Source organism: Lysobacter changpingensis, assembly GCF_017308985.1.
GTDB classification, from domain to species: Bacteria; Pseudomonadota; Gammaproteobacteria; order Xanthomonadales; family Xanthomonadaceae; genus Lysobacter_J; species Lysobacter_J changpingensis.
This window is the reverse complement of record NZ_JADWPE010000001.1, coordinates 63,143-84,700: the sequence shown is the minus strand read 5'-3', so window position 1 is coordinate 84,700 and position 21,558 is coordinate 63,143. Positions and strand designations below refer to the sequence as shown.

General features: G+C 71.0%; 7 protein-coding genes. 4 read left to right on the top strand and 3 right to left on the bottom strand.

Going from position 1 to position 21,558, the window contains the following annotated elements; genetic code table 11:
* Nucleotides 1-16 precede the first annotated feature (16 nt).
* A complete protein-coding gene (locus I4U41_RS00330; RefSeq protein ID WP_206858435.1) occupies nucleotides 17-1,681 on the bottom strand; it encodes a CHASE2 domain-containing protein in 1,665 nt (554 codons plus the stop codon).
* Nucleotides 1,678-3,330: a FecR family protein gene (locus tag I4U41_RS00325; RefSeq protein ID WP_206858421.1), complete on the bottom strand. Its 1,653-nt coding sequence runs from the start codon at nucleotides 3,328-3,330 to the stop codon at nucleotides 1,678-1,680. Before I4U41_RS00325 ends, I4U41_RS00330 begins: the two co-directional genes overlap by 4 nt.
* Nucleotides 3,331-3,917: 587 nt before the next feature.
* Here I4U41_RS00325 and I4U41_RS00320 point away from each other — a divergent pair.
* On the top strand, nucleotides 3,918-15,875 hold the full coding sequence (locus I4U41_RS00320) for an autotransporter-associated beta strand repeat-containing protein (protein WP_206858418.1): 11,958 nt from the start codon (nucleotides 3,918-3,920) through the stop codon (nucleotides 15,873-15,875).
* A 226-nt stretch (nucleotides 15,876-16,101) separates the two neighbouring features.
* On the opposite strand, the gene I4U41_RS00315 is transcribed toward I4U41_RS00320, so the two are convergent.
* Entirely contained in the window at nucleotides 16,102-16,947 is an 846-nt protein-coding gene (locus I4U41_RS00315; protein ID WP_206858406.1) for an alpha/beta fold hydrolase, read from the bottom strand.
* Between the two features lie 242 nt (nucleotides 16,948-17,189).
* Here I4U41_RS00315 and I4U41_RS00310 point away from each other — a divergent pair, with 242 nt between their 5' ends.
* Genes I4U41_RS00310 through I4U41_RS00300 form a run of 3 tightly spaced genes read left to right on the top strand, consistent with a single transcriptional unit; the run spans nucleotide 17,190 to nucleotide 21,420 of the window.
* Nucleotides 17,190-18,065 (top strand): HpcH/HpaI aldolase/citrate lyase family protein, encoded by an 876-nt coding sequence (locus tag I4U41_RS00310; RefSeq protein ID WP_206858393.1) that lies wholly within the window; start codon nucleotides 17,190-17,192, stop codon nucleotides 18,063-18,065.
* Nucleotides 18,062-20,497 (top strand): sodium:solute symporter, encoded by a 2,436-nt coding sequence (locus tag I4U41_RS00305; RefSeq protein ID WP_206858390.1) that lies wholly within the window; start codon nucleotides 18,062-18,064, stop codon nucleotides 20,495-20,497. The genes I4U41_RS00310 and I4U41_RS00305 overlap by 4 nt, the downstream gene beginning before the upstream one ends.
* A 56-nt stretch (nucleotides 20,498-20,553) precedes the next feature.
* Nucleotides 20,554-21,420, top strand: coding sequence for a LysR substrate-binding domain-containing protein (locus I4U41_RS00300; protein WP_206858387.1), 867 nt, complete (start codon nucleotides 20,554-20,556; stop codon nucleotides 21,418-21,420).
* The last annotated feature ends 138 nt before the right edge of the window (nucleotides 21,421-21,558 follow it).

The window sequence follows — 21,558 nt, the reverse complement described above, 5'->3', positions numbered from 1 at the left end:
GAAGGCGCGAACCGCATCACCCCGGCGCCTGCGCTCCCACGCGTGCCGCAAGCTCACTCGCCGCCGCGACGCGATTGCGTCCGTTCTCCTTCGCCAGGTACAGCGCCGCGTCGGCGCGATCGAACAGCGCGTCGGCGGTGAGCGGGGCTTCGGGGTCGCTGGTCGCCAGGCCAATCGTCAGCGTCGGCGCGCGCAGGCCGGCGGTCTGGAAGACCGGAGCGAGATCGGCCATGCGGACGCGGAGTTTCTCGACGCGCTCGCGCGCCTGCGCGGCGTCGGTTTCGGGGAAGACCAGCGCGAATTCGTCGCCGCCCAGGCGCGCGGCCATCTCGCGCGGGCGCAGCAGCATGCCTTCGAGCAGGCCCGCCACGCGCATCAGCAGCCGGTCGCCGCGCGTGTGGCCGGCGGCGTCGTTGAAGAGCTTGAAGTGGTCGACGTCGATCAGCGCCAGGGTCAGCGGTTCGCCGTCACGCGCGCAGGCGGCGAGTTCGCGGCCGAGCGAGGCGGTGAAATCGCGGCGGTTCGATAGTCCGGTCAGCGTGTCCAGGTGCGCCTGCCGGCGCCAGTGGCGAAGGTGCGCGGTGACGGCGAGCAGCGCCGTGGCGATCAGCACGAACACCACCGGCATCGGCCCGAACCACACGTGGGTGAAGCGCAGCACGGCGACGGCCAGCGCGATCACCGCCACCGCCGGCACCAGCAGTAGCAGCACCGCGCGGCGCATGCTGCCGCCCAGTCCGAGCCACGCGAGCAGCGCGGCGATGCACGACGCCGACAAGGCATGCCACGCCGGCGAGGCATCGCGCGTCGCGTTGCCATGGCGCAGCGTGTCGAACGCGTTGGCGAGGAACTCCGCGCCGGTCATCCGGCCGCTGCCGTAGGTCGGCGTGAGCAGCGGCGCGGCGAGGCCGGGCGCAGTCGCGCCGACGATGATCCAGCGATCGCGCAGCGCATGCGCCGGAACGGTTCCATCCAGCACATCCGAATACGACACGCGCGGATACGTGCCGTCCGGCCCGGCGAACCGCAGGCGCACGCGCCCGCTGCGCACCCAGTCGAACGGTGTCGCCGAAGGCACGGTCGACGCGTGTTGCGAAGGTGCACCACGCCCCACGCCGAGCAGCGCTTCCGGCAGCGACGGCCAATGCGCGTCCCCCAGCCCCGCGCGCGACACGAGGTCGCGCATGCGTCCGTCGGCGTCGCCGGGCAGGTCGGTGTGGCCGTAACCGGCGGCTGCCGCGGCGATGACCGGCGTCGGCAGCAGTTCCTCGGTGGGGCCGTTCGATTCCGACGCCGACGGCGCCACCGGCAGCACGACGCCGCCGTGGCGACGCATCGCGTCGGCGAGCGCGACGTCGTTCGCCGCGCCGGCGCGATCGGGCTCGGACAGCACGAGGTCGAGCGCGACCGCACGCGCACCGCTTTCGCGCAGGCGGTCGACCAGGCGCGCGTGCACGTCGCGCGGCCATGGCCACTGGCCGAGCGCGGCCAGGCTGCGCTCGTCGATGGCGACGATGAGCGTGCGGCCGTCGGGTTCGGCGGTCCAGTCGGCCATGTGCGCGTCGTACAGCGCGGTGTCCAGCCGCTGCAGCACGCCGCCATACGCGAGCACGGCCGCGAGCACGCCGGCGACCAGCGTCAGCAGGGTGCGGCGCGACATGCTCAGCGGCAGGCGGGTCATAGCAGGAGCAGCACCAGCGCCGCGCCGGCGCCGCCGGCGACGTAGCACAGGCGGCAGGGCAGGCGGATTTCCTGCACGCCGCCGATCCGCATCTCGTCGCCCGCCTGGTCGAACGCATGCACGCGCACGTACCAGCGACCGCCGCCCGGCCGCGCGACGCGCAGTTCGGGCGTGGCCACGACCTCGTTCACCCGCACGTCGCTGAAGTCGGCCTTGCGCGAGAGTTCGACGCGATAGCGCGGCGCATCGCGGAACGCGCGCCAGCGGATCACCAGGCGGCCGTCGTCGGTGGACGGCTCGGAGAGTCCGGGGTCGGCCGGCGGATCGGCGATCTCGAACGGCAACGCTTCGCCGAACAGGCCGATCTGTCCGTCCGCGTCCTCTGCGGCCACGCGCCACCAGTAACGGCCCGGCACCAGCGCATCGGCGGCGCGCGTGCGCAGGTCGTCGCTGCGCAGTTCGGCGACGCGGTCGGCCATGCCGGCATCGCGCGCGATCTGCACGTGCGCGCGCACCGCGCCTTCGCTGCGCGCCCATTCGAAGCGCGGCCTGGGCTGGAACACGACTTCACCGTCGGCCGGACGCAGCGTCAGCGGCGGCGCGGGGCCGGCGGGAATGTCGATCGCGTGCACCGCGTCGCGACCGGCGATGCCTTCGGCATCGAGCGCGCGCACGCGCAGCAGGTAACGTCCGGCGGGCAGCGCGTCGATGCGCGCGGGCGACGCCGCGACGGTGGTTTCGGCGTGCTGCACGTCCGGCGAGCCGGCATCGACCACGTCGACCTGGTACGCGGACGCGCCTTGCACCGGCGCCCACGCGAGCGAGAGCGGCAGCGCATCGACCTTGGTCGCGCCTTCGTCGAGCGTTGGCGCGGGCAGCAGTGCGCGCGCGCGGACGCGGCCGTCGTTGCGGCTGCCGAAGCCGGCTTCCAGATCGGCGTCGCCGTGGGAACCGTCGACGGCGACGCGGCCTTCGAGTACCTCGGTGGTTTCGCGGCCCTCGTCCACGCTGGTGCGGAACCGCGTGCCGCGCACGCTCGAGGTGGCCGACGGCGCGCCGACGTCGTAATGCGCGGCGGCGCCACGCTGCTTCTCGACGCGATGCGTCGCGCGGCCCTGCTGCACGCGCATGCGCGTGTCGACCATTCCGGTGCGGCCGTAACGCACCAGCCGGTCGAATTCGATGCGCGTGCCGGGGGAGAGCATCACCCGCGAGCCGTCGGCGAATTCGACGGTCGCGCTCGCGTTGGCGTCGGTCGCGATCCAGCCGCCGATGCCGATGCGCTGGTCCTGCGTCGCGGCGGTTTCGGGCATGCCGGCGCCGGCGGAGAGCTTCACCGCGCCGCGCACGAAGGCCACGCGCGCGCTTTCGGGCTGTTCGCGCAGCCAGGCCACCGGCACGCGGATGCGCGTTCCCGGCGGCAGCGTGTACGGATCGGCCACGCCGTTGTGGCTTTGCAGGCGTCGCCAGTCGACGTCGCTGCGCAGGTAACGCGCGGCGAGGTCCCACAGGTTGTCGCCGGGGCGCACGTGGTACGTCCATTCGGTGGCGAAGGACGGCAGGGATGCGACCAGCAATACGATCGCCAGCGCAGCGGCGCGCGCGAACCGGTGCATCGGGCGGCGCGGCTGCATCGAACTGTGCGACATCTGGCGACTTTCTCCCATTGGCGGCGGCGCGGGATTATGCATTAGCTCCGCGGCGCCCGGCCGCACCGCATCGGGCGGCGAGGGGATCCGGACGCGATCGCGACGACGCGCGTTGTGCGGGCGGTCATGCGGGGGTGAGATTCCGCAAGAATTCGCAATAGTTCGTTATTGCCCGCCCGGCACTCGCTCTTTACCTTCGGCCCGAACCCGGGGAGGCGGGGACGGTGCGGGACCTCGCGCATGAGGGCTTTCGAATGCGCGCGACCGCACCGTTCGAGGACGCGCAGTGCCCCGCTTGCAACGGTGATGCGCATGGGACGGCGGAACGTGTCGCGACGATCAGGGAAGTCCGGGCCGGCCGCGATGCGACTGCCATCGCCACTGCGCGAGTGTCCGCGCGACGTCGTCCTTCGCGCCAACGACCCTGAAGCCGCTTCGCCGCAGTCGCTCCGTCATCGCGCGCACGACGCGCACGTTCCGCACGCACTCCACGCCACTCGCCGTGTCCCGCGCGGCGCTGCGCGTTTCCACGTCCGTTCGTTGCGCGACAGCGCGCGTGCGGCGCATTCGATCCGAAGGGGAATCTCATGAATCGCGTCTTCCGCATCATCTGGTCCAAGGCCCTGCGCGCGTGGGTGGTGACGTCCGAGCTGGCCACGAGCGGCGGCAAGGGCGGCGGCGGTTGCGACGAACGCGAAGGCATGAATTCCTCGGGCCACTGGGCGATGCGCGCGTGCGTGGCGGCGGTGCTGTTCGCGTTGTATGCGCCGGCGTGGGCGGCGGACCGCTACTGGGACGTCAACGGCACCGCGATCGGGCAGGGCGGCACCGGCACGTGGAATGGAAGTTCGCTGTTCTGGAACTCGTTCAACGACGGCGTGACCGGCCCGATGGTCGGCTGGAACAACGCCGCGCCCGGCGGCGACAACGCGTTCTTCATGGGCACCGCCGGCACGGTGACGCTGGCCGGTCCGATGACCGTGCACAACCTCACCTTCGGGGTTGACGGCTTCACGCTCACCGGCGGTTCGCTGGCCTTCACCGGGTCGACGCCGACGATCAACGTCACGGCGGGCACCGCGACCATCGCCTCCACCATCACCGGCCCGGCGAACCTCACCAAGTCCGGCGGCGGCACGCTGTCGCTGACCGGCACGAACACCTTCACCGGCAACGTGAACGTCACCGGCGGGCGGTTGATGCTCGGCAGCGACGCGGCGCTGGGCGCGGCCGGAAACGGCATCACCCTGGCCAACGGCACGCGCGTGGATTCGACCGGCGCGCTCGCCAGCAGCCGCGTGATCACGATCACCAGCGGCCGGGCCGTCGTCGGGGGCGGCGCGCTTTCGGCGCGCATCACCGGCGCGGGCGGCGTGCAGGTGACCGGCGCGATCACCAACGATGCGAACGACTTCACCGGCGGCGTGGTCTTCGGCGCGGGCACGCACAGTTTCAGCTCGGTCGGCAACCTGGGCGAGGCGAGCGCGCTGGGCGCGGCGACCGACGCCACGCTGGGCACGATCCATTCCAGCGCGGGCGGTGGCCTGGGCAACACGCTGGTGTACACGGGCGACGGCGACCGGTCCGATCGCAACTGGCAGTTCAACAACACCAGCAGCGGCGGCAATTCGCTGCAGAACCAGGGCACCGGCACGCTTACCTTGACCGGCAACATCTTCGCCGCCGGCGCCAACTGGACGCAGATGGTGTTCAGCGCGACGTCGGCCGACATGGAACTGCTCGGCGTCATCAGCGGTGCTGCGGGCCGGCAGATCAACTACGCCGGCAGCGCGGGACGCACGATCACGCTGGGCGATGCGAACACCTACGACGGCACGACGGCGATCTCGAACATCACCGTGAGGGCCGGCACGCTGGCCGATGCCGGCACCAACAGCTCGCTGGGCAGCGGCAGCACCATCGCCCTCGGCAACGGCACGCTCAGCTACACGGGCGGCGCGACGTCCACCAACCGCACGGTGACGGTCTCGGGCAACAGCGCGCTGCGCAACGACGGCACCGGTGGGTTGGCCTTCACCGGGCCGACGTCGTTCGTCGCGGGCAATCCGGTCGACACGTTCACGCTGGGCGGCAGCTTCGCCGGCACGAACACGTATGCCGGCGTGATTTCCGGCGCCGGCAGCCTGGCCATGAACGGCGCGGGCACCTGGCTGGTGAGCGGCGACAACACCTTCACCGGCAATGTCACCGTGCAGAACGGCACGCTGCTCGCCGGACACGACAACGCGTTCGGCACGGCGAACGCGCTGGTCGTGGACGGCGGCACGCTGGACCTGGGCGGCTTCGACGTCGTCGCCGCGTCGCTGGCCGGCACGGGCGGCACCGTGGACCTGGACACCGGCTCGCTGACCATCGGTGCGGACAGCGGCAACACCGCATACGGCGGCGTCATCGCCGGCAGCGGCAGTCTGACGAAAACCGGTGCGAGCACGTTGACGCTTTCGGGCGCCAACACCTACACGGGCGACACCAACGTCGCCGGCGGCACGCTCGCGCTGGACTTCGCCAGCGCCTCGGCGCCCGCCGCCAACATCATTTCCGCCGATTCGCACCTGAACCTGGCCGGCGGCTCGGTCAGCCTCATCGGCGCCGATGGCGAGGCGAACAGCCAGGCCTTCGACGGCGTCACCGTCGCGGCCGGCAACAACACGTTGCGTGCCGCCTCCGGCACCGGCGGCAGCATGACGGTGAACCTGGGGGCGATCTCGCACACCGGCGGCATCCTCAATTTCGTCGCCCCCGGCAGCGGTGCGTTCCTCACCAGTACCGCGGACGGCGCGCTGGGCGGCTGGGCCACGGTGACCAACGGCACGACGACCGACTACGCCGAGGTCGTCGGCGGACAGATCGTCGCCTTCAACGCCTACACCAACCAGGACGATGCCAGCCAGTGGCAGTCCGGGCAGTTCATCAGCGACGAAGACGGCACCGCCAACACGGCCTTCTTCAATACCGTGTCCGGCAGCCAGCAGATCGCCGGCCTGAAATACACCGCCGCGGCGAATTCGATCGTCGCCATCGACCCGGGCCAGACGCTTGGCGTGGACGGCACGATCATCGTCAACTCGACCACGGGATCGGCGAACCAGACGATCCAGGGCGGCTCGCTCACCGGCGCGGCCGGCGGCGGCACGCTGGGCGTGCTGAAGAACAGCGCGGGCACGTTCCTTGTTTCCTCCGACATCGTCGACAACGGCGGCGCCGTGGGCTTCGTCGTGGGCGGCACCGGCGGCGGCACCGCGGATGCGCTGGGCAGCGGCACGGTGTCGTTGACCGGCAACAACCGCTACACCGGTTCGACCACCGTGAGCGGCGCCGCGTTGGCCTTCGACAGCGTCGCCAACGGCGGCACGGCGAGCGCCATCGGCGCGTCGTCGAGCGATTCGTCCAACCTCGTGCTCGAGAACGGCACGCTGCGCTATACCGGCACCACGGCCACCACCGATCGCGGCTTCACGCTGGTCAACGCCGGCTCCACCCGCAACATCGAAGTCGTCGAAGCCACCACCGAGCTGACCTTCACCGGCCAGGTGACCAGCCCGGACGATGCCGGCTTCACCAAGACCGGTGCCGGCACGCTGACCCTGGCCAACGGCGGCAACGACTACATCGGCGCGACCACGATCTCGGGCGGCACGCTGTCGGTGAACACGTTGGCCGACGGCGGGCAGGCCAGCGGCATCGGCGCGGCTTCGGCCGATTCGGCGAACCTCGTGCTGCAAGGCGGCGGCACGCTGCGCTACACCGGCGCGACGGCGAGCAGCGATCGCGGCTTCACCGTGACCAGCGGGCTGGGTGGCACCATCGACGTCAGCAACGCGGCCACGACGCTCACGCTCGGCGGCATCGCCACGGGCGACGCGCTGCTGCGCAAGCAGGGCGACGGCACCCTCGTGCTGTCGGGCACGAACACCTATCGCGGGCAGACCTTCGTCGACGCGGGCACGTTGCGTGCCGGATCGACCGCGGCCTTCGGCGTCGCCAACATGATGAACCTGGCCGACGCGGCGGGCGTGACGCTCGACCTGGACGGCTTCGACAACAAGGTCGGCGGCCTGCAGGGCGGCGGCGCGAGCGGCGGCAACGTGCTGCTCGGCGACGCGATGCTCACCATCGGCGGCAACAACGGCGTGTACGCCGGTGCGATCAGCGGCAGCGGCGGGATCATCAAGGAGAACACCAGCACGCAGACGATGACCGGCTGCAACAACACCTACACCGGAACGACGACGATCCGCGGCGGCACGCTCATCGTCGACTGCCTGGCGGATGCGGGGCAGGCGAGCGGCATCGGCGCTTCGACCGACGTCTCCGGCGGGCTGGTGATCACCGGCGGCGCGAGCCTGGACTACACCGGCGGCTCGGTCGACATCGATCGCGGCCTCACGGTGAGCGGTGTCGGCATCCTCGACGTGACCCAGGCCGCGACGACGCTGACGATGTCCGGCGCCGTCGTCGGCAGCGGTACCTTCGCGAAGGACGGCGCCGGCACGCTGGTGCTTTCCGGCGACAACACCTACGCGGGCACGACGCTGATCTCCAATGGCACGCTGCGCGCCGGTTCGGACACGGCGCTGGGCAACAGCGGGGTGCGCATGGGCCCGGCGGGCACGCTGCTCGACCTGGGCGGTCACGACATCGGCGTCAGCTGGATCGACGACAACGTCGGCAACGCCGACGCCCCCACCGTCGGCAACATCGCGCTGGGCGGCAACACCCTGACGATCACCACCGGCGCCGCCGCGCTCGGCAACGGCTCCGTCGTCAACTACGCCGGCGTCATCAGCGGCACGGGCGGCATCGTCAAGAACGGCGGTTCGTCGCAGCAGTTCTCCGGCTGCAACAACACCTACACCGGCGCCACCACGATCAACGGCGGCTGGATCATGGTCGATTGCCTCACCGACGGCGGCCTTGACAGCAGCATTGGCGCCTCCACCAGCGACGCCGCCAACCTCGTGCTCGACGGCGGCCGCCTGCGCTACCTCGGCGCGGGCGACAGCACCGATCGCCAGTTCACCGTCGGCCAGAACCACGCCTGGCTCGACGCCTCCGGCACGGGCGCGATCGAATTCACCAGCACCGCGCCGGTGGTGTTCTCCGGCACCGGCAACCGCGCGCTGACGCTCGGCGGCATCAGCACCGACGACAACGCGCTGGCCGCCCGCATCGACAACGCCGCCGGCGGCACGACCGCGCTCACCAAGGAGGGCACCGGCACCTGGGTCCTGCGCAACACCGGAAGCACGTACACCGGACGCACGACGATCAACGGCGGCGTGCTCGCGGTGGACAAGCTCGCCGACGGCGGCCAGGCGAGTTCGATCGGCATGTCCGGTTCGGCCGCGACCAACCTGGTGATCGGCAACGGCTCGACGCTGCGCTACACCGGCGCGGGCGACACGACCGACCGCCTGTTCACGCTCTCCACCGGCGTGAGCTTCATCGAATCCTCCGGCACCGGCGCGATCACCTTCAGCAACACCGCTTCGGCGTCGTACAGCGGCGGCGGCGCGCGCACGCTCGCGCTGGGCGGCACCAACACCGGGCTGAACACGATGGGCAACACCATCGTCGACCAGAACGCGACCACCGGCAAAACCACGCTCGCCAAGAACGACCCGGGCACCTGGGTGCTCACCGGCAACAACAGCTACAGCGGCAACACGGTCATCAACGACGGCAACCTGATGATCGGCAACGGCGGCACCTCGGGCAACGCCGGCACCGGCAACGTCATCGTGGTGAATCCGACCTCGACGCTGTCGTTCAACCGGTCCGACAGCTTCGATTTCACCGGCACGCTCAGCGGCCTGGGCAACATCGCCCAGGTCGGCACGGGCACGACGGTGCTGACCTCGGCGGGCAACGCCATCGGCGGCGTGACCGGCGTGGACGCCGGTGTGCTGCAGATCGACGGCGGCCTCACCACGGGGTCGGCCGAGATCGATGCGGGCGAACTGCGCGTGTCCGCCAGCGGCACGCTGACCGCGCCGGCCATCGCGATGAACGACGGCTCGCTGCTCACGGTGGGCGGCACGGTGCAGGGCTCCGGCGGCGTGGCCAGCACGCTGACCGGCGACGCGGGCAGCGCCACCATCGACATCGCCAGCGGCGGCGCGCTGCGCGCGAACGGCGACCTGGGCGACGGCGCGGATGCGGTGAACGTCGCCGGCACGCTCGACACCGGCGCGGGCGCGCTCAGCCTCGGCACGGGCGACGACACGCTCACCCTGCGCGACGGCGCGGTGCTCGCCGGCCTGGGCGTGGACGGCGGTGCGGCCGGCGACGACGCGCTGGTGCTCGACATCGCGGGTGCGATCACGTTCGACGGCGCGAAGACCACGGCGTTCGAGCGGCTGGTGAAGCGCAACACGGGCACGGCGACGTTCACCGGCGCGCAGGCGTTCGCGGGCGGCACGTCGATCGAAGGCGGCGCGCTCGACGTCGCCGGCGACCTGCTCACGCCGACCGTGGGGCTCGCCGACGGCACCGCGCTGAACCTGATCGCCGGCGCCGGCGTGGAGGCCGGCGGCGGTATCGCGACCACGCTCACCGGCAGCGCGGGCGCGAACACCGTGACGGTCGCGGCGGGCGCGAGCCTGGTCGCCAGCGGCGACCTCGGCGCGGGCAACGACGTGCTCGACGTCGCCGGCGTCCTCGACACCGGCGCGGCGTCGCTGGCGCTGGGCGACGGCGACGATCGCCTCACCATCCACGACGACACCACGCTCATCGGCACCGTCGTCGCCGGCAGCGGCAACGACACGTTCGACACGAACATCGCAGGCGTCGCCGACCTCGGCGCGGTGCAGGGCTTCGAGACGCTCGACAAGACCGGCGCCGGCACGCTCAACATCAACGGCCCGATGGGTTCGGACTTCGCCACGGTCAACGTGCGCGCCGGCACGCTGCGCATCACCGCGCCGGACGGCGACGTGATCGCGCCGCCGGGCCTGCCGATCACCACCACGGTGTCGAATGGCGCGACGTTGCAGGTCGACGGCAGCTACGGCTGCGGCGCGGGCAACGATTCGATGACCGTCGCCGGCGCGGTCACCGGCAGCGGCACGATCGGGATGTGCGACGGCGACGACACGCTCGCCGTCACCGACGGCGGCGACTTCAGCGGCTTCACTGGCGTGATCGACGGCGGCAACGCCGCCGTCGGCGACCGCGTGCTGCTGGACAACGCCTCGGCGCTGGAGTTCGGCGTCGGCAACCTGGTCGGTTTCGAGATCCTGCGCAAGGAGAACACCGGCGAAGCCACGCTCACCGGCAACCAGACGTACGGCAACGTCGTGGACATCAACGCCGGCACGTTGACGGTCGGGGCGGGCGCCAGCCTCAACACGCCGGCGGTGGTGCTCAACGGCGGCACGACGCTGTCCGTGGACGGCTTCCTGCAGGGCGCGGGCGGCGGCGCGGCGAACATCCTCGGCGGCAACGGCGTGGAGACCGTGCGCATCGCCGGCACCGCCAACGCCACCGGCGACCTCGGCGCGGGCGACGACGTGCTCGACGTGAGCGGCGTGCTCACCACGTCCGGCAGCGGCTTCAGCCTCGGCGCGGGCAACGATCGCCTGATCGTGCACGACGGCACCTTCATCGGCGGCACGATCGACGGCGGCGACGGCCTGGACACGCGCGTGTACGACATCGCCGGCGTCGCGACGCTCGGCGCGCTGGCGAACTTCGAAGGCGTGACCAAGCAGGGCACCGGCCGGCTCAACATCGACGGCCCGGGTGCGACCGATCTTCAGCAGGTGGAAGTGCTGGGCGGCACGCTCAGCATCGGCGCCGGCAGCAGCGTCACGGCCAAGCCGGGCGATTCGCTCGCGATGCGGGTGGGCGCCGGCGCGACGCTCGACGTGACGACCGGCGGCAGCATCGGTTGCGGGCTCGGCGCGGACACGCTGTCGATCGCCGGCGACCTCACCGGCGGCGGCACGGTCGGCCTGTGCGATGGCGACGACACGCTGACGCTCACCGATGGCGCGGACCTGTCCGGCTTCACCGGCGTGATCGACGGCGGCGCGAACGGCGCCGGCGACCGCATCGTGCTCGCCAGCACCGGCGCGATGACGGCGGACCTGGGCGACGCGATCAACTTCGAATTCCTGCAGAAGGACGGCGCCGGCGAAGCCACGCTGTTCGGCGACGTGGCGTTCGACGCCGCGCAGATCGACGGCGGAACGCTGACCATCGCGGACAACCTCGTCACGTCCTCGGTGGCCATGGCCGGCGGCACGACGCTGAACGTCGACGGCACCCTGCAGGCGGGCGCCGGCGTGACCACGATCACCGGCGGCGCGGGCGTGGAGACGGTGAACATCGCCGGCAGCGCGATCGCCACCGGCGACCTCGGCGGCGGCAACGACGTGCTCGACGTCACCGGCACGCTCGACACCGGCCCCGGAATGTTCGGCCTGGGCGGCGGCGACGACCGCTTCACCGTGCACGACGGCACCACCGTCACCGGCACCGTCGACGGCGGCGCGGGCTTCGACACGCGCGTGTACGACATCGACGGCACGGCGACGCTCGGCGCGCTGGTCAACTTCGAGGGCATCACCAAGACAGGCACCGGCACGCTCGAGATCGCCGGCCCCGGCGCCACGCTCGTGCAGGACGTGCAGGTGCTCGGCGGCACGTTGCACGTGGCAGCGGGCGGCGACGTCGCCGGCGTGCGCAACGCGGTGGTGGGCAGCGGCGCGACGCTCGACATCGACGGGAACTTCGATTTCACCAACGATGCCGACACCTTCACCGTGGCCGGCGCCGTGACCGGCACGACCCTCGACCTGCTCGGCGGCGACGACACGCTGACGTTGCAGGACGGCGCGGACCTGTCCGGCCTGGCGAATCCGATCGACGGCGGCGCGGGCACCGACACGCTGGTGGCGGACCTGGCCGGAACGGCGACGCTGGGCGGCGCGACCGGTTTCGAAACGCTGACCAAGACCAACACCGGCACGCTCGTGGTCGCCGGCCCCGCGCCGTCGACCTTCAGCACGGTGAACGTGATCGGCGGCACGCTGGATGTCGGCCCGGCCGGCTCGCTCAACGGCGTGGTCGCCGGCAGCATCGGCAACGGCGCGACGCTGAACCTCGACGGCACCTACACCGGCACGGCCGGTAACGACACGCTGAACGTGGCCGGCGCGATCACCGGTGCCGGTTCGATCGCGCTCGGCGACGGCGACGACGCGCTGGTGCTGCGCGACGGCGCCGACCTCGGCGCGCACGGCGGCAGCATTGACGGCGCGGCCGGCACGGACCACGTGGTGCTCGACAACGCCGCGCGGTTGCAGATGACCGGCACGCTGTCGAACTTCGAGGTCCTGCAGAAGCGGAACACGGGCGAGGCGGTCCTCGCCGGCGCTTCGACCTTCACCGGCGGCACGCGCATCGACGGCGGCACGCTGACCGTCGCCGGCAGCCTGGTCACGCCGACGATCGCCATGGCCGACGACACCACGCTGCGGATCGACGGCGCGGTGTCCGGCGGCAGCGCGGCGACGCTCACCGGCAGCGCCGGCACCAACACGGTCGTGGTGAACGGGATGGCCACGCTCGACGGCGACCTCGGCGCGGGCGAGGACGTGCTCGACGTGGTCGGCACGCTCGACACCGCCGCCGGGGCGCTGTCGCTGGGCGATGGCGACGACCGTTTCGTCGTGCACGACGACACCGTGGTGACCGGCACCATCGACGGCGGCGCGGGCATGGACAGCCGCGTCTACGACATCGAACGCACCGCCGAATTCGGCGCGCTGCTCAACTTCGAAGGCGTCACGAAGCTCGGCGGCGGCACCCTGGACGTGAGCGGCCCGGGCACCACCGCGCTGCAGAGCGTGGAAGTGCTGGAGGGCACGCTGCATGTCGGCGCGGCCGGCAGCATCGCCGCCATCGCCGGCGCCGCGCTGGACACGGTGGTCGCCGCGGGCGCGACGCTCGCCGTCGACGGCAGCTTCGGCTGCGGCGCCAGCGCGGATCGCATGACGGTCGGGGGTACGGTGTCGGGTTCGGGCACCGTCGCGATGTGCGGCGGCGACGACACGCTGACCCTGCAGGACGGCGCGACGCTGGCCACCGTGATCGACGGCGGCGCCGACATCGACACCGTCGTGCTCGACAATGCCACGGCGATGAGCTTCGACGCGGCGCAGACGATCAACTTCGAAACGCTGCGCAAGGACGGTGCGGGCGTGGCGACGCTGACCGGGGATGCGACCTTCAGCCACGGCACGCACATCGACGGCGGCACGCTGGCGATCGACGGCGCGCTCGACACCGCCACGGTGACGATGGGCGATGGCACGGTGCTCGACGTGGCCGGCACGCTGCGGAGCGTGGGCGGCGGCGTCGCCACGATCGACGGCAGCGCCGGTGCGAACACCGTCGTCGTGTCGGGCACGGCGTTGCTCGCGGGCGACCTCGGCGACGGCAACGACGTCGTCGACGTCACCGGCACGCTGGACACCGGCAGCGGCGTGCTCGCGCTCGGCGCGGGCGACGACATGCTGACGATCCACGACGGCACGCGCCTGGTCGGTACCGTCGACGCGGGGCAGGGCGTGGATACGTTGAACACCGACATCGCGACCCACGCCGACCTCGGCGCCGTGCAGGGCTTCGAAAGCCTGCGCAAGACCGGCGCCGGCACGCTCGACGTCAATGGCCCGGCGGATTCGGAGCTCACCAACGTCGACATCGCCGCCGGCACCGTCCATGTCACCGCGAACGGCAGCATCGCCGCGCGCACGACCACCGTCGCCAGCGGCGCGAGCCTGCGCGTGGACGGCACGTACACCGGCACCAGCGGCGACGACACGTTCACCTCGATGGGCACGGTCGCCGGCGCGTTCTCCTTCGGCGCGGGCGACGATGCGGTGCATTTCGCCGCGGGCGATGCGAGCGGCGTGATCGCGCTGGACGGCGGCGCCGGACGCGACGTGGTCGGCTTCAGCGGCATGCAGATGAGCGGCGCGCCGTCGCTCACCGGCTGGGAACGCGTGGAACTGCGCAACGGCACGACGCTCGCGCTCGCCAGCGCGCTGCAACTGGGCGGCGGCACGCTCGCCATCGACGGCACCTCGACCCTGCTCGCCAACGCGGGCGCGGCGATCGGCGGCGACGTCGAGAACGCGGGCGCGATCGAGCTGGGCATGCACCGCGTGGCGATCGGCGGCCGTTACGCCAGCAACGGCGGCACGGTGCGGATCGGCGTCTCGGCGACGCAGGCCGGCGGCATGGATGTCGACGGCGACGTCGCGGGCGACACGCGCGTGGAGTTCATGGGCGATGGCAGCGACCTGAGCAACGCCGGCCCGGTGCTGGTGGTGTCGAGCCCGAACGACGACGCCGCGACCGCGGGCCGCTTCGTCCCGACCGACGTGGAAGGCGGCAAGGTGCGCGTGGGCGGCAGCGTCACGCCGTGGAGTTTCGACCAGAACGCCGACCGCAACTGGTACCTCACGCCGGAGTCGGCGCAGCTGCTGCCGGAAGTCGCCGGTTACGGCGCGCTGCCGGGTCTGGGCGCGGCGTTGAGCCAGCACGCGACGAGCATGGCGCAGCAGCGCCTGGGCGACATCCGCAACATTGGCCGTCCCGCGTGCGACCAGGGCGTGCGCGACGCGTCCACCGGCGGCGCGGGCGAGGGCGTGGTGGAGGACTGCCACGGCGCGTGGGTGGCCGCTACCGCGAACGAACTGGAACTCGGCGCGAACCCGGGCTTCGCCGTGTCGGGTGACGACGTCGGCATGTACGCGGGCATCGACGGCGACCTGGAGCGTCCGAACCGCGCGTTCCGCGCCGGCGGCTACATCGGCTACACGCGCGGCGTGTACTGGTCCAGCGGCGCGAATTCGAGCGGGCTGGCCGGCATGAGCCAGGCGCGCATCGAACTCGACACGCCCACCGTCGGCATGTACGCCAGCCACCTGTGGAACGGCGGCAGCTTCCTCGACCTGAGCCTGGCCGGCAGCCGGCCGTCGGCCGACATCCGCACGCCGGACGGCTTCACCCAGCGCATCGTCGGCAACTACCTGACCTTCGACGCGCGCGCCGGCAAGGCGTTCTCGCTCGACAGCGGCTGGACGCTGGAACCGCAGGTGGAACTGATCGCCAGCGCGGTGTCGTGGCAGGACCTGGTGGACGCGGCGAGTCGCGAGCTGCACATCGACGACGCCGTGGTCGGCACCGCGCGCGCCGCGTTGCGCATCGAGAAGGCGTTCACCACGAACGCCGGCTCGCGTGTGCGGCCGTGGGCGAAGTTCGCCGTGCAGAACATCGTCGGCGAACAGGACAGCGCGCTGGACGTGCGCCAGGCCGGTTCGACCGCGACGCCGCAGGCGTTCCCGACCCACGACCTGGGCACCTCGGCCACGCTGGACGTGGGCGTGGAGGCGGCGGTCGGCCGCAACGTGAACGTGTTCGGCCAGCTGTCGGCGAGCCATGAGCTGGACGGCACCGATTACGAGCAGCGTTCGGCGACGGTGGGGGTGAATGTGCGGTGGTGAGCGTGGGCCATCGCGGTGCTTCAACCCCGCCTGGGTGAGCGGCGGACCTGCGGTGCTTGAGCCCCGCTCCCTCCGGGAGAGGGATTGCGGTGAGGGCAGGGGCGTGCGGTGCTCCGACGATCGCCGTAGTTCGCTTTCGCTGGAATGCGCATGCCATCCGCGCGTCGACGAAAATCAAAACGGGTTCCAGCTTTCGCTGGGATGACGGCGGAGAAGCGCGCGAAAGCTATTCCAGGCCCTCGACGCCCCGCACGAATCCCCGCATCAACCCCGCGCACCGCGCGGCATGCGTCTCCAGCAGCAGGTGCGGCCCGTCGAGGATGTGCGCCTCCATGCGCGGCAGCGCCTTCATCCACGACAGCGTTTCGTCCAGGTCGAAGAACACGTCGTGCCGTCCCCACAGCATCAGCGCCGGCGGCTGCCGTTGTTCCAGGTACCGCGCGATCTCGCCGAAGCGCGCCACGTGACGGCGATAGTCGTACACCAGCGCGCGCTGCATCGCGATGCGGCCGGGCAGGGACATGACGCGCCAGTCCTGCTCCCATTGCGCCGGATCGATCCGCGCGGCGATGTCTGGCGGAATGTCGCCCACGTACTGGTAACGCGTTCCCTCGTACGTGAGATGCGCGGTCGCGGCGGCTTCGTTTTCCGGCGTCGGATCGCGCCAGTACGCTTTCGTCGCCTCCCACGACGGTCCCATGCCGCTGGCGTGGACGTTCGCGTTCTGCACGATCAGGCCGCGCACCGCGTCCGGCGCGCGCGTGGCCAGATGCAACGCCACCGGCGCGCCGAAATCGTGGACGTAGAGGTACCAGGAGTCCACATCCAGTTTCGCCAGCAGGCGCTCGACCGCGTCGGCATGGCGCTCGAAGGAGGGCGGCTCGATCGGTTCGGACTGCCCGAAGCCGGGCAGGTCCGGCGCGATCACGAAACAGGTGTCGGACAGCGGCGCGATCACGTCGCGGAACGATGCGGACGACGCGGGAAATCCGTGCAACAGCAGCAACGCGGGGCGGCTGTGATCGCCCGCCGTGCGCACCGCGAGGCCTTCGATCGTGGTCGGCGTGGTCATCGTTCCGGCGTCCGTGCGGGTGAGGCGCGAGTGTCGGATGCAGGGCGTCAAGGGAATGCGGTCGATCGGCGGCGGCCATCCGCACGCGTGCGTACGTCGTCGGGATCCCTGCTGCACTGCGTCATGGTTGCGTGCGCATCGCATCGCCAATTCGATAGCAAATCTATCGTCTGAATCTCCCTTCGCGTGGGTCCTGTCCGGTTCCGCTTCGCCGACACTCCAGTCCATGACGAGGCGGGGACATGCGTAGCAAATTGTTCGTACCGGGGTGCCGGCCGGAGCTGTTCGTGAAGGCCATGGACGGTGCGGCCGATGCGCTGTCCTTCGATCTGGAGGATTCCGTCGCGCAGGCCGGCAAGGCGCAGGCGCGTGCGGACCTGGCCGCGTTCCTGCGCTCGGCGCGCGCGCTCGCGAGCGACAAGACCCTGATCGTGCGCACCAATGCGCCGGATTCGGCGGATTTCGAAGCGGACCTGCAGGCGCTCGCCGGCGCGCGCGTGGACCTGTTGAACGTGCCGAAGGTGGAAAGCGCCGACGACGTGCTGCACGCCATCGAAGCGCTCGAACGCCACCTGCATCGCGACGGCGGTTTGCCCGGCCTGCTGGTCAACATCGAAACGCCCAAGGGGCTGCGCGATGCGGCGCGGATCGCCGCCGCGCATCCCGGCGTGGCCGGATTGCAGCTGGGCCTGGGCGACCTGTTCGAACCCTTGGGCATCGATCGCCGTCGCGGCGAGAACGTCCATTCGGCGATGTTTGCCGTGCGCCTCGCGGCGGCGCAGGCGGGCGTGTTCGCGTGCGACAGCGCGCATCCGGAGTTTCGCGACGGCGCGCAGTTCCAGGCCGAAGCCGAACTCGCGCGCAGCCTGGGGTTCGTCGGCAAGAGTTGCATCCACCCGCGCCAGGTCGAATGGGCGAACGCGATCTTCCGCGTCGGCGAGGCCGAAGTGGCCGCCGCGCAGCGCGTCGTCGAGGCGGCGCGGGTCGCGCGCGACGCCGGGCGCGGTGCGTTCTCGGTCGACGGCCGCATGGTCGATCCGCCGTTCCTGCGTCGCGCCGAAGCGATAATCGCCGCCGCGCAACGCCAGTCCACGCACGTTACGGAGCCGAATCGATGAACCTGCCGCAATGGCTTCGACGCGTCGCGGCGGTGTGCCTGCTGGCGTTCGCGAGCGCGCCGTGCGCCGCGGAAAGCCTGGCGTCGGTCGAAGCCGACAGCCTGCCCGCACTGCCTTCGATCGAGTCGCCGCTGGTGCTGGCGACCGTCGCGCAGCGTCCGGTGGTGCTCGGTGCTAGCGGGGCGTCGGTGCTGAACGTCGATCGCAGCGGCTGGTCGCCGCTGGCGTGGGCGGGCGATGCACCGGTGCGTTCGGCGTTCGGCAATGGCGATGCGGCATTCGCGCTGACCGGTGCCGGGCCGCAGCGGATCGAGGGTGTCGCGCGTCTTGCTCTCGCCGGGGATCGGTTGCAGGCACAGGCCCTTCCGTCGCTCCCGTTCGCATTGCGCGACGCGCAGGGCGCGTTCGGCGACAACCGGGTCTACGTCGCCGGCACCGACGAGAGCACCGGCGAAACGGCGGTACTGCAGCTGGATACCGCATCGCCGACGCCCTCGTGGAGCCTCGGGCCGCGTGGGCTCGCGCAGGGACGCGTCACCTCGCTCGTCGCGCAGCGCGGCCAGCTGCTGGCGACGATCGCCGCCGACGGCGGCCCGGATCGGCTGTGGCGCTGGTCCGGCGAACACGGCTGGCAGGCGATGCCCGACGTGCCCGGCACGATCCAGCCCGGCTCGGCGCGCGCGATGGGCCAGGCGCACGTGCTCTATCTCGTGCGCGATCCGGCGGCGCCGGACGCGGCGCCGTCGATGATGACGTTCCAGATCATCGTGCAGGCGTGGGCCACGCTGCCGGGACGCGGCGTCGCCGGTCCGGCGCTCAGCGCCGCGTGGCGCGACGGCCTGGTGCAGGTCGCGCCGGGCACCGGCGGCGCGCTCGCGTCGTTCGTGCAGGTGCAGGCGCGCAAGCTGCTGCTCAGCTGGCTCGACTGGGCGGTCATCGTGGTCTACCTGGTATCGATGATCGGCATCGGCCTGTACTTCTACCTGCGCGAGAAGCGCAAATCGACGTCGGACTTCTTCGTCGGCGGGCGCTCGATCCCGTTCTGGGCCGCCGGCGTCAGCCTGTACGCCGCCAACACCAGTTCGATCAGCTTCATCGCGATCCCCGCCAAGGCGTTCGAGACGAACTGGCAATACCTCACCAACAACCTCGTCGCGGTGCTGGGCCTGGTGTTCGTGGCCATCGTCATCGTCCCGCTGCTGCGGCGGCTGAACCTGATGTCGGTGTTCAGCTACCTGGAAACGCGCTTCCACCCCTCGATCCGCATGCTCGCGAGCGCCCTGTGCATCGTGATGCAGATCGGCAGCCGCATGAGCGTGATCCTGTTCCTGCCGGCGCTGGGCATCTCCACCATCACCGGCATCGACGTGGTGTGGAGCGTGCTGCTGATGGGCGGCTTCACCATCGTCTACACCGCGATGGGCGGGATGAAGGCGGTGATCTGGACCGACTTCGTGCAGGTCATCGTGAAGATGGGCGGCGCGATCTTCGCCATTGCCTTCATTGTCTGGCACGTGAAGGGCGGCTTCCCCGAATTCGCGCAGGTCGCCGCGGCGGCCGACAAGACCAGGCTGCTGGACTTCAGTTTCGACCTCACCAAGGCCACCGTGTGGGGCTTCATCTTCCTGGTGATCTTCGATGTGGTGCTGACCTTCCCGAAGGACCAGGTGCTGATGCAGCGGGTGCTATCCACCGAATCGGACAAGGAAGCCGGGCGCTCGGTGTGGGCCTTCGCGGCCATCATGATCCCGGGCGGTTTCATCTTCTACGGCATCGGCACCGCGCTGTACGTGTACTACCAGTCGCATCCGGAACGCATGAATCCGCTGCTGCCCGTGGACGCGACCTTCCCGCTGTTCATCGCCGCCGAGCTGCCGATGGGCGTGACGGGACTGATCATCGCCGGCATCTTCGCCGCGGCGATGGCGACGCTGTCGGGGATCATGAATTCGGTCGCGACGCTCATCTCGGTCGACTTCTACGAAAAACTCGCGAAGAACCCGACGCCGAAGCAGAGCGTGTTCTTCGCCGAGGTGATGACCGTGGTCGTCGGCCTGATCGGCATCGGCGCGGCGCTGCTGCTGGCGCGGTTCGACATCCATTCGCTGTTCGACGTGTCCATCGAACTGGCCGGCCTGCTCGGCGGCGGTTTCGCCGGCGCGTACACGCTGGGGATGTTCACCCGGCGCGCGAACTCGCAGGGCGTGGCGATCGGCATCGCCGGCAGCATCGCGCTGACCATGCTGGCCTGGTCGATGGACCTGGTGCACCCGTACTTCTACCTGGCGATCTCGATCCTGCTGTGCATCGTGATCGGCTACGTGGCGAGCCTGTTCTTCCCGCCACCGCAGCGATCGCTGGCCGGACTGACGATCTACCGGCGCGACCAGGTCAAGCCAGGGGCCGCCGTCGCCGAAGGCGCCGCGGGCTGATGTTTCCACCCGCGCGCCCGTTGTGTAGCCTTCTGCGCCGCACAGCGAGGTAGCCGGTGGACACGCAGTTCCTGAACACGTTCGTCATCGTCGCCGACCGCGGCTCCATGGCCGCGGCGGCACGCGAGCTGAACATCACGCCAGCGGCGGTGTCGCAGCAGATCCGCACGCTGGAACGCGAACTCGGCGCGCCGCTGATCGCGCGCGCCGGCCGCACGGTGAGCGTCACGGAGGAGGGCGCGCGCATCCTGGAACGCGCGCGCGACCTGCTGCGCGACGTCGCCGACCTGCGCAGCGTCGCCAACGACAAGGCGCTGTCCGGCGAACTGCGCCTGGGCGCCTGCCCGACGGCGCTCGCGGGCATGCTGCCGGACATCCTGGTGCGCATGGTCCAGCAGTTCCCGCAGATCAACGTGTTCATCAAGCCGGGGTATTCGGCCGACCTGTACCGCGCGGTGGAAGCGGGCGACGTGGACGCCGCCATCGTGCTCCAGGCGCCGTTCTCCCTGCCCAAGACCTGCGACTGGCGGCTGCTTCGCGAAGAGCCGCTGGTCGTGCTGGCGCCGGAATCGATGGCGCACCGCGATCCGCACGAACTGCTCGCGAACGAGCCGCTGATCCGCTACGACCGGCATCAATGGGGCGGTCGCCAGGCCGACGAATACCTGCGCAACGCGGGCATCGTGCCGCGCGAGCGCTTCGAACTGAACGCCCTGAACGCGATCGCGGTGATGGTCGACCGCGGGCTGGGCGTGTCGCTGGTGCCCGACTGGGCGCAGCCGTGGCCCGAGGGCCTGCGTCTGGTGCGCATGCCGCTGCCGAACGAATGCGTGCCGCGCCGCATCGGCATCGTGTGGTCGCGATCGAGCGTGCGCGTGCGGCTGGTGCACGTGCTGCTCGAGGAGAGCTGCAAAGTGTGCTGATTCCGCCGGTTTTCTGCTGCGACGCAATAAATCGTCACATCGCTGCAAACAAAAACTAGCCTCTGAACATACCGCGCGACGGTTCAATGAGGCCCTGCAAGGGCATACGTTCTGTGCCCGAAACACATGCGTTGAAAG

Coding starts and splice junctions, on each gene's coding strand:
- I4U41_RS00330 (WP_206858435.1), bottom strand. CDS start 1,681: ATGACCCGCCTGCCGCTGAGCATGTCGCGCCGCACCCTGCTGACGCTG.
- I4U41_RS00325 (WP_206858421.1), bottom strand. CDS start 3,330: ATGTCGCACAGTTCGATGCAGCCGCGCCGCCCGATGCACCGGTTCGCG.
- I4U41_RS00320 (WP_206858418.1), top strand. CDS start 3,918: ATGAATCGCGTCTTCCGCATCATCTGGTCCAAGGCCCTGCGCGCGTGG.
- I4U41_RS00315 (WP_206858406.1), bottom strand. CDS start 16,947: ATGACCACGCCGACCACGATCGAAGGCCTCGCGGTGCGCACGGCGGGC.
- I4U41_RS00310 (WP_206858393.1), top strand. CDS start 17,190: ATGCGTAGCAAATTGTTCGTACCGGGGTGCCGGCCGGAGCTGTTCGTG.
- I4U41_RS00305 (WP_206858390.1), top strand. CDS start 18,062: ATGAACCTGCCGCAATGGCTTCGACGCGTCGCGGCGGTGTGCCTGCTG.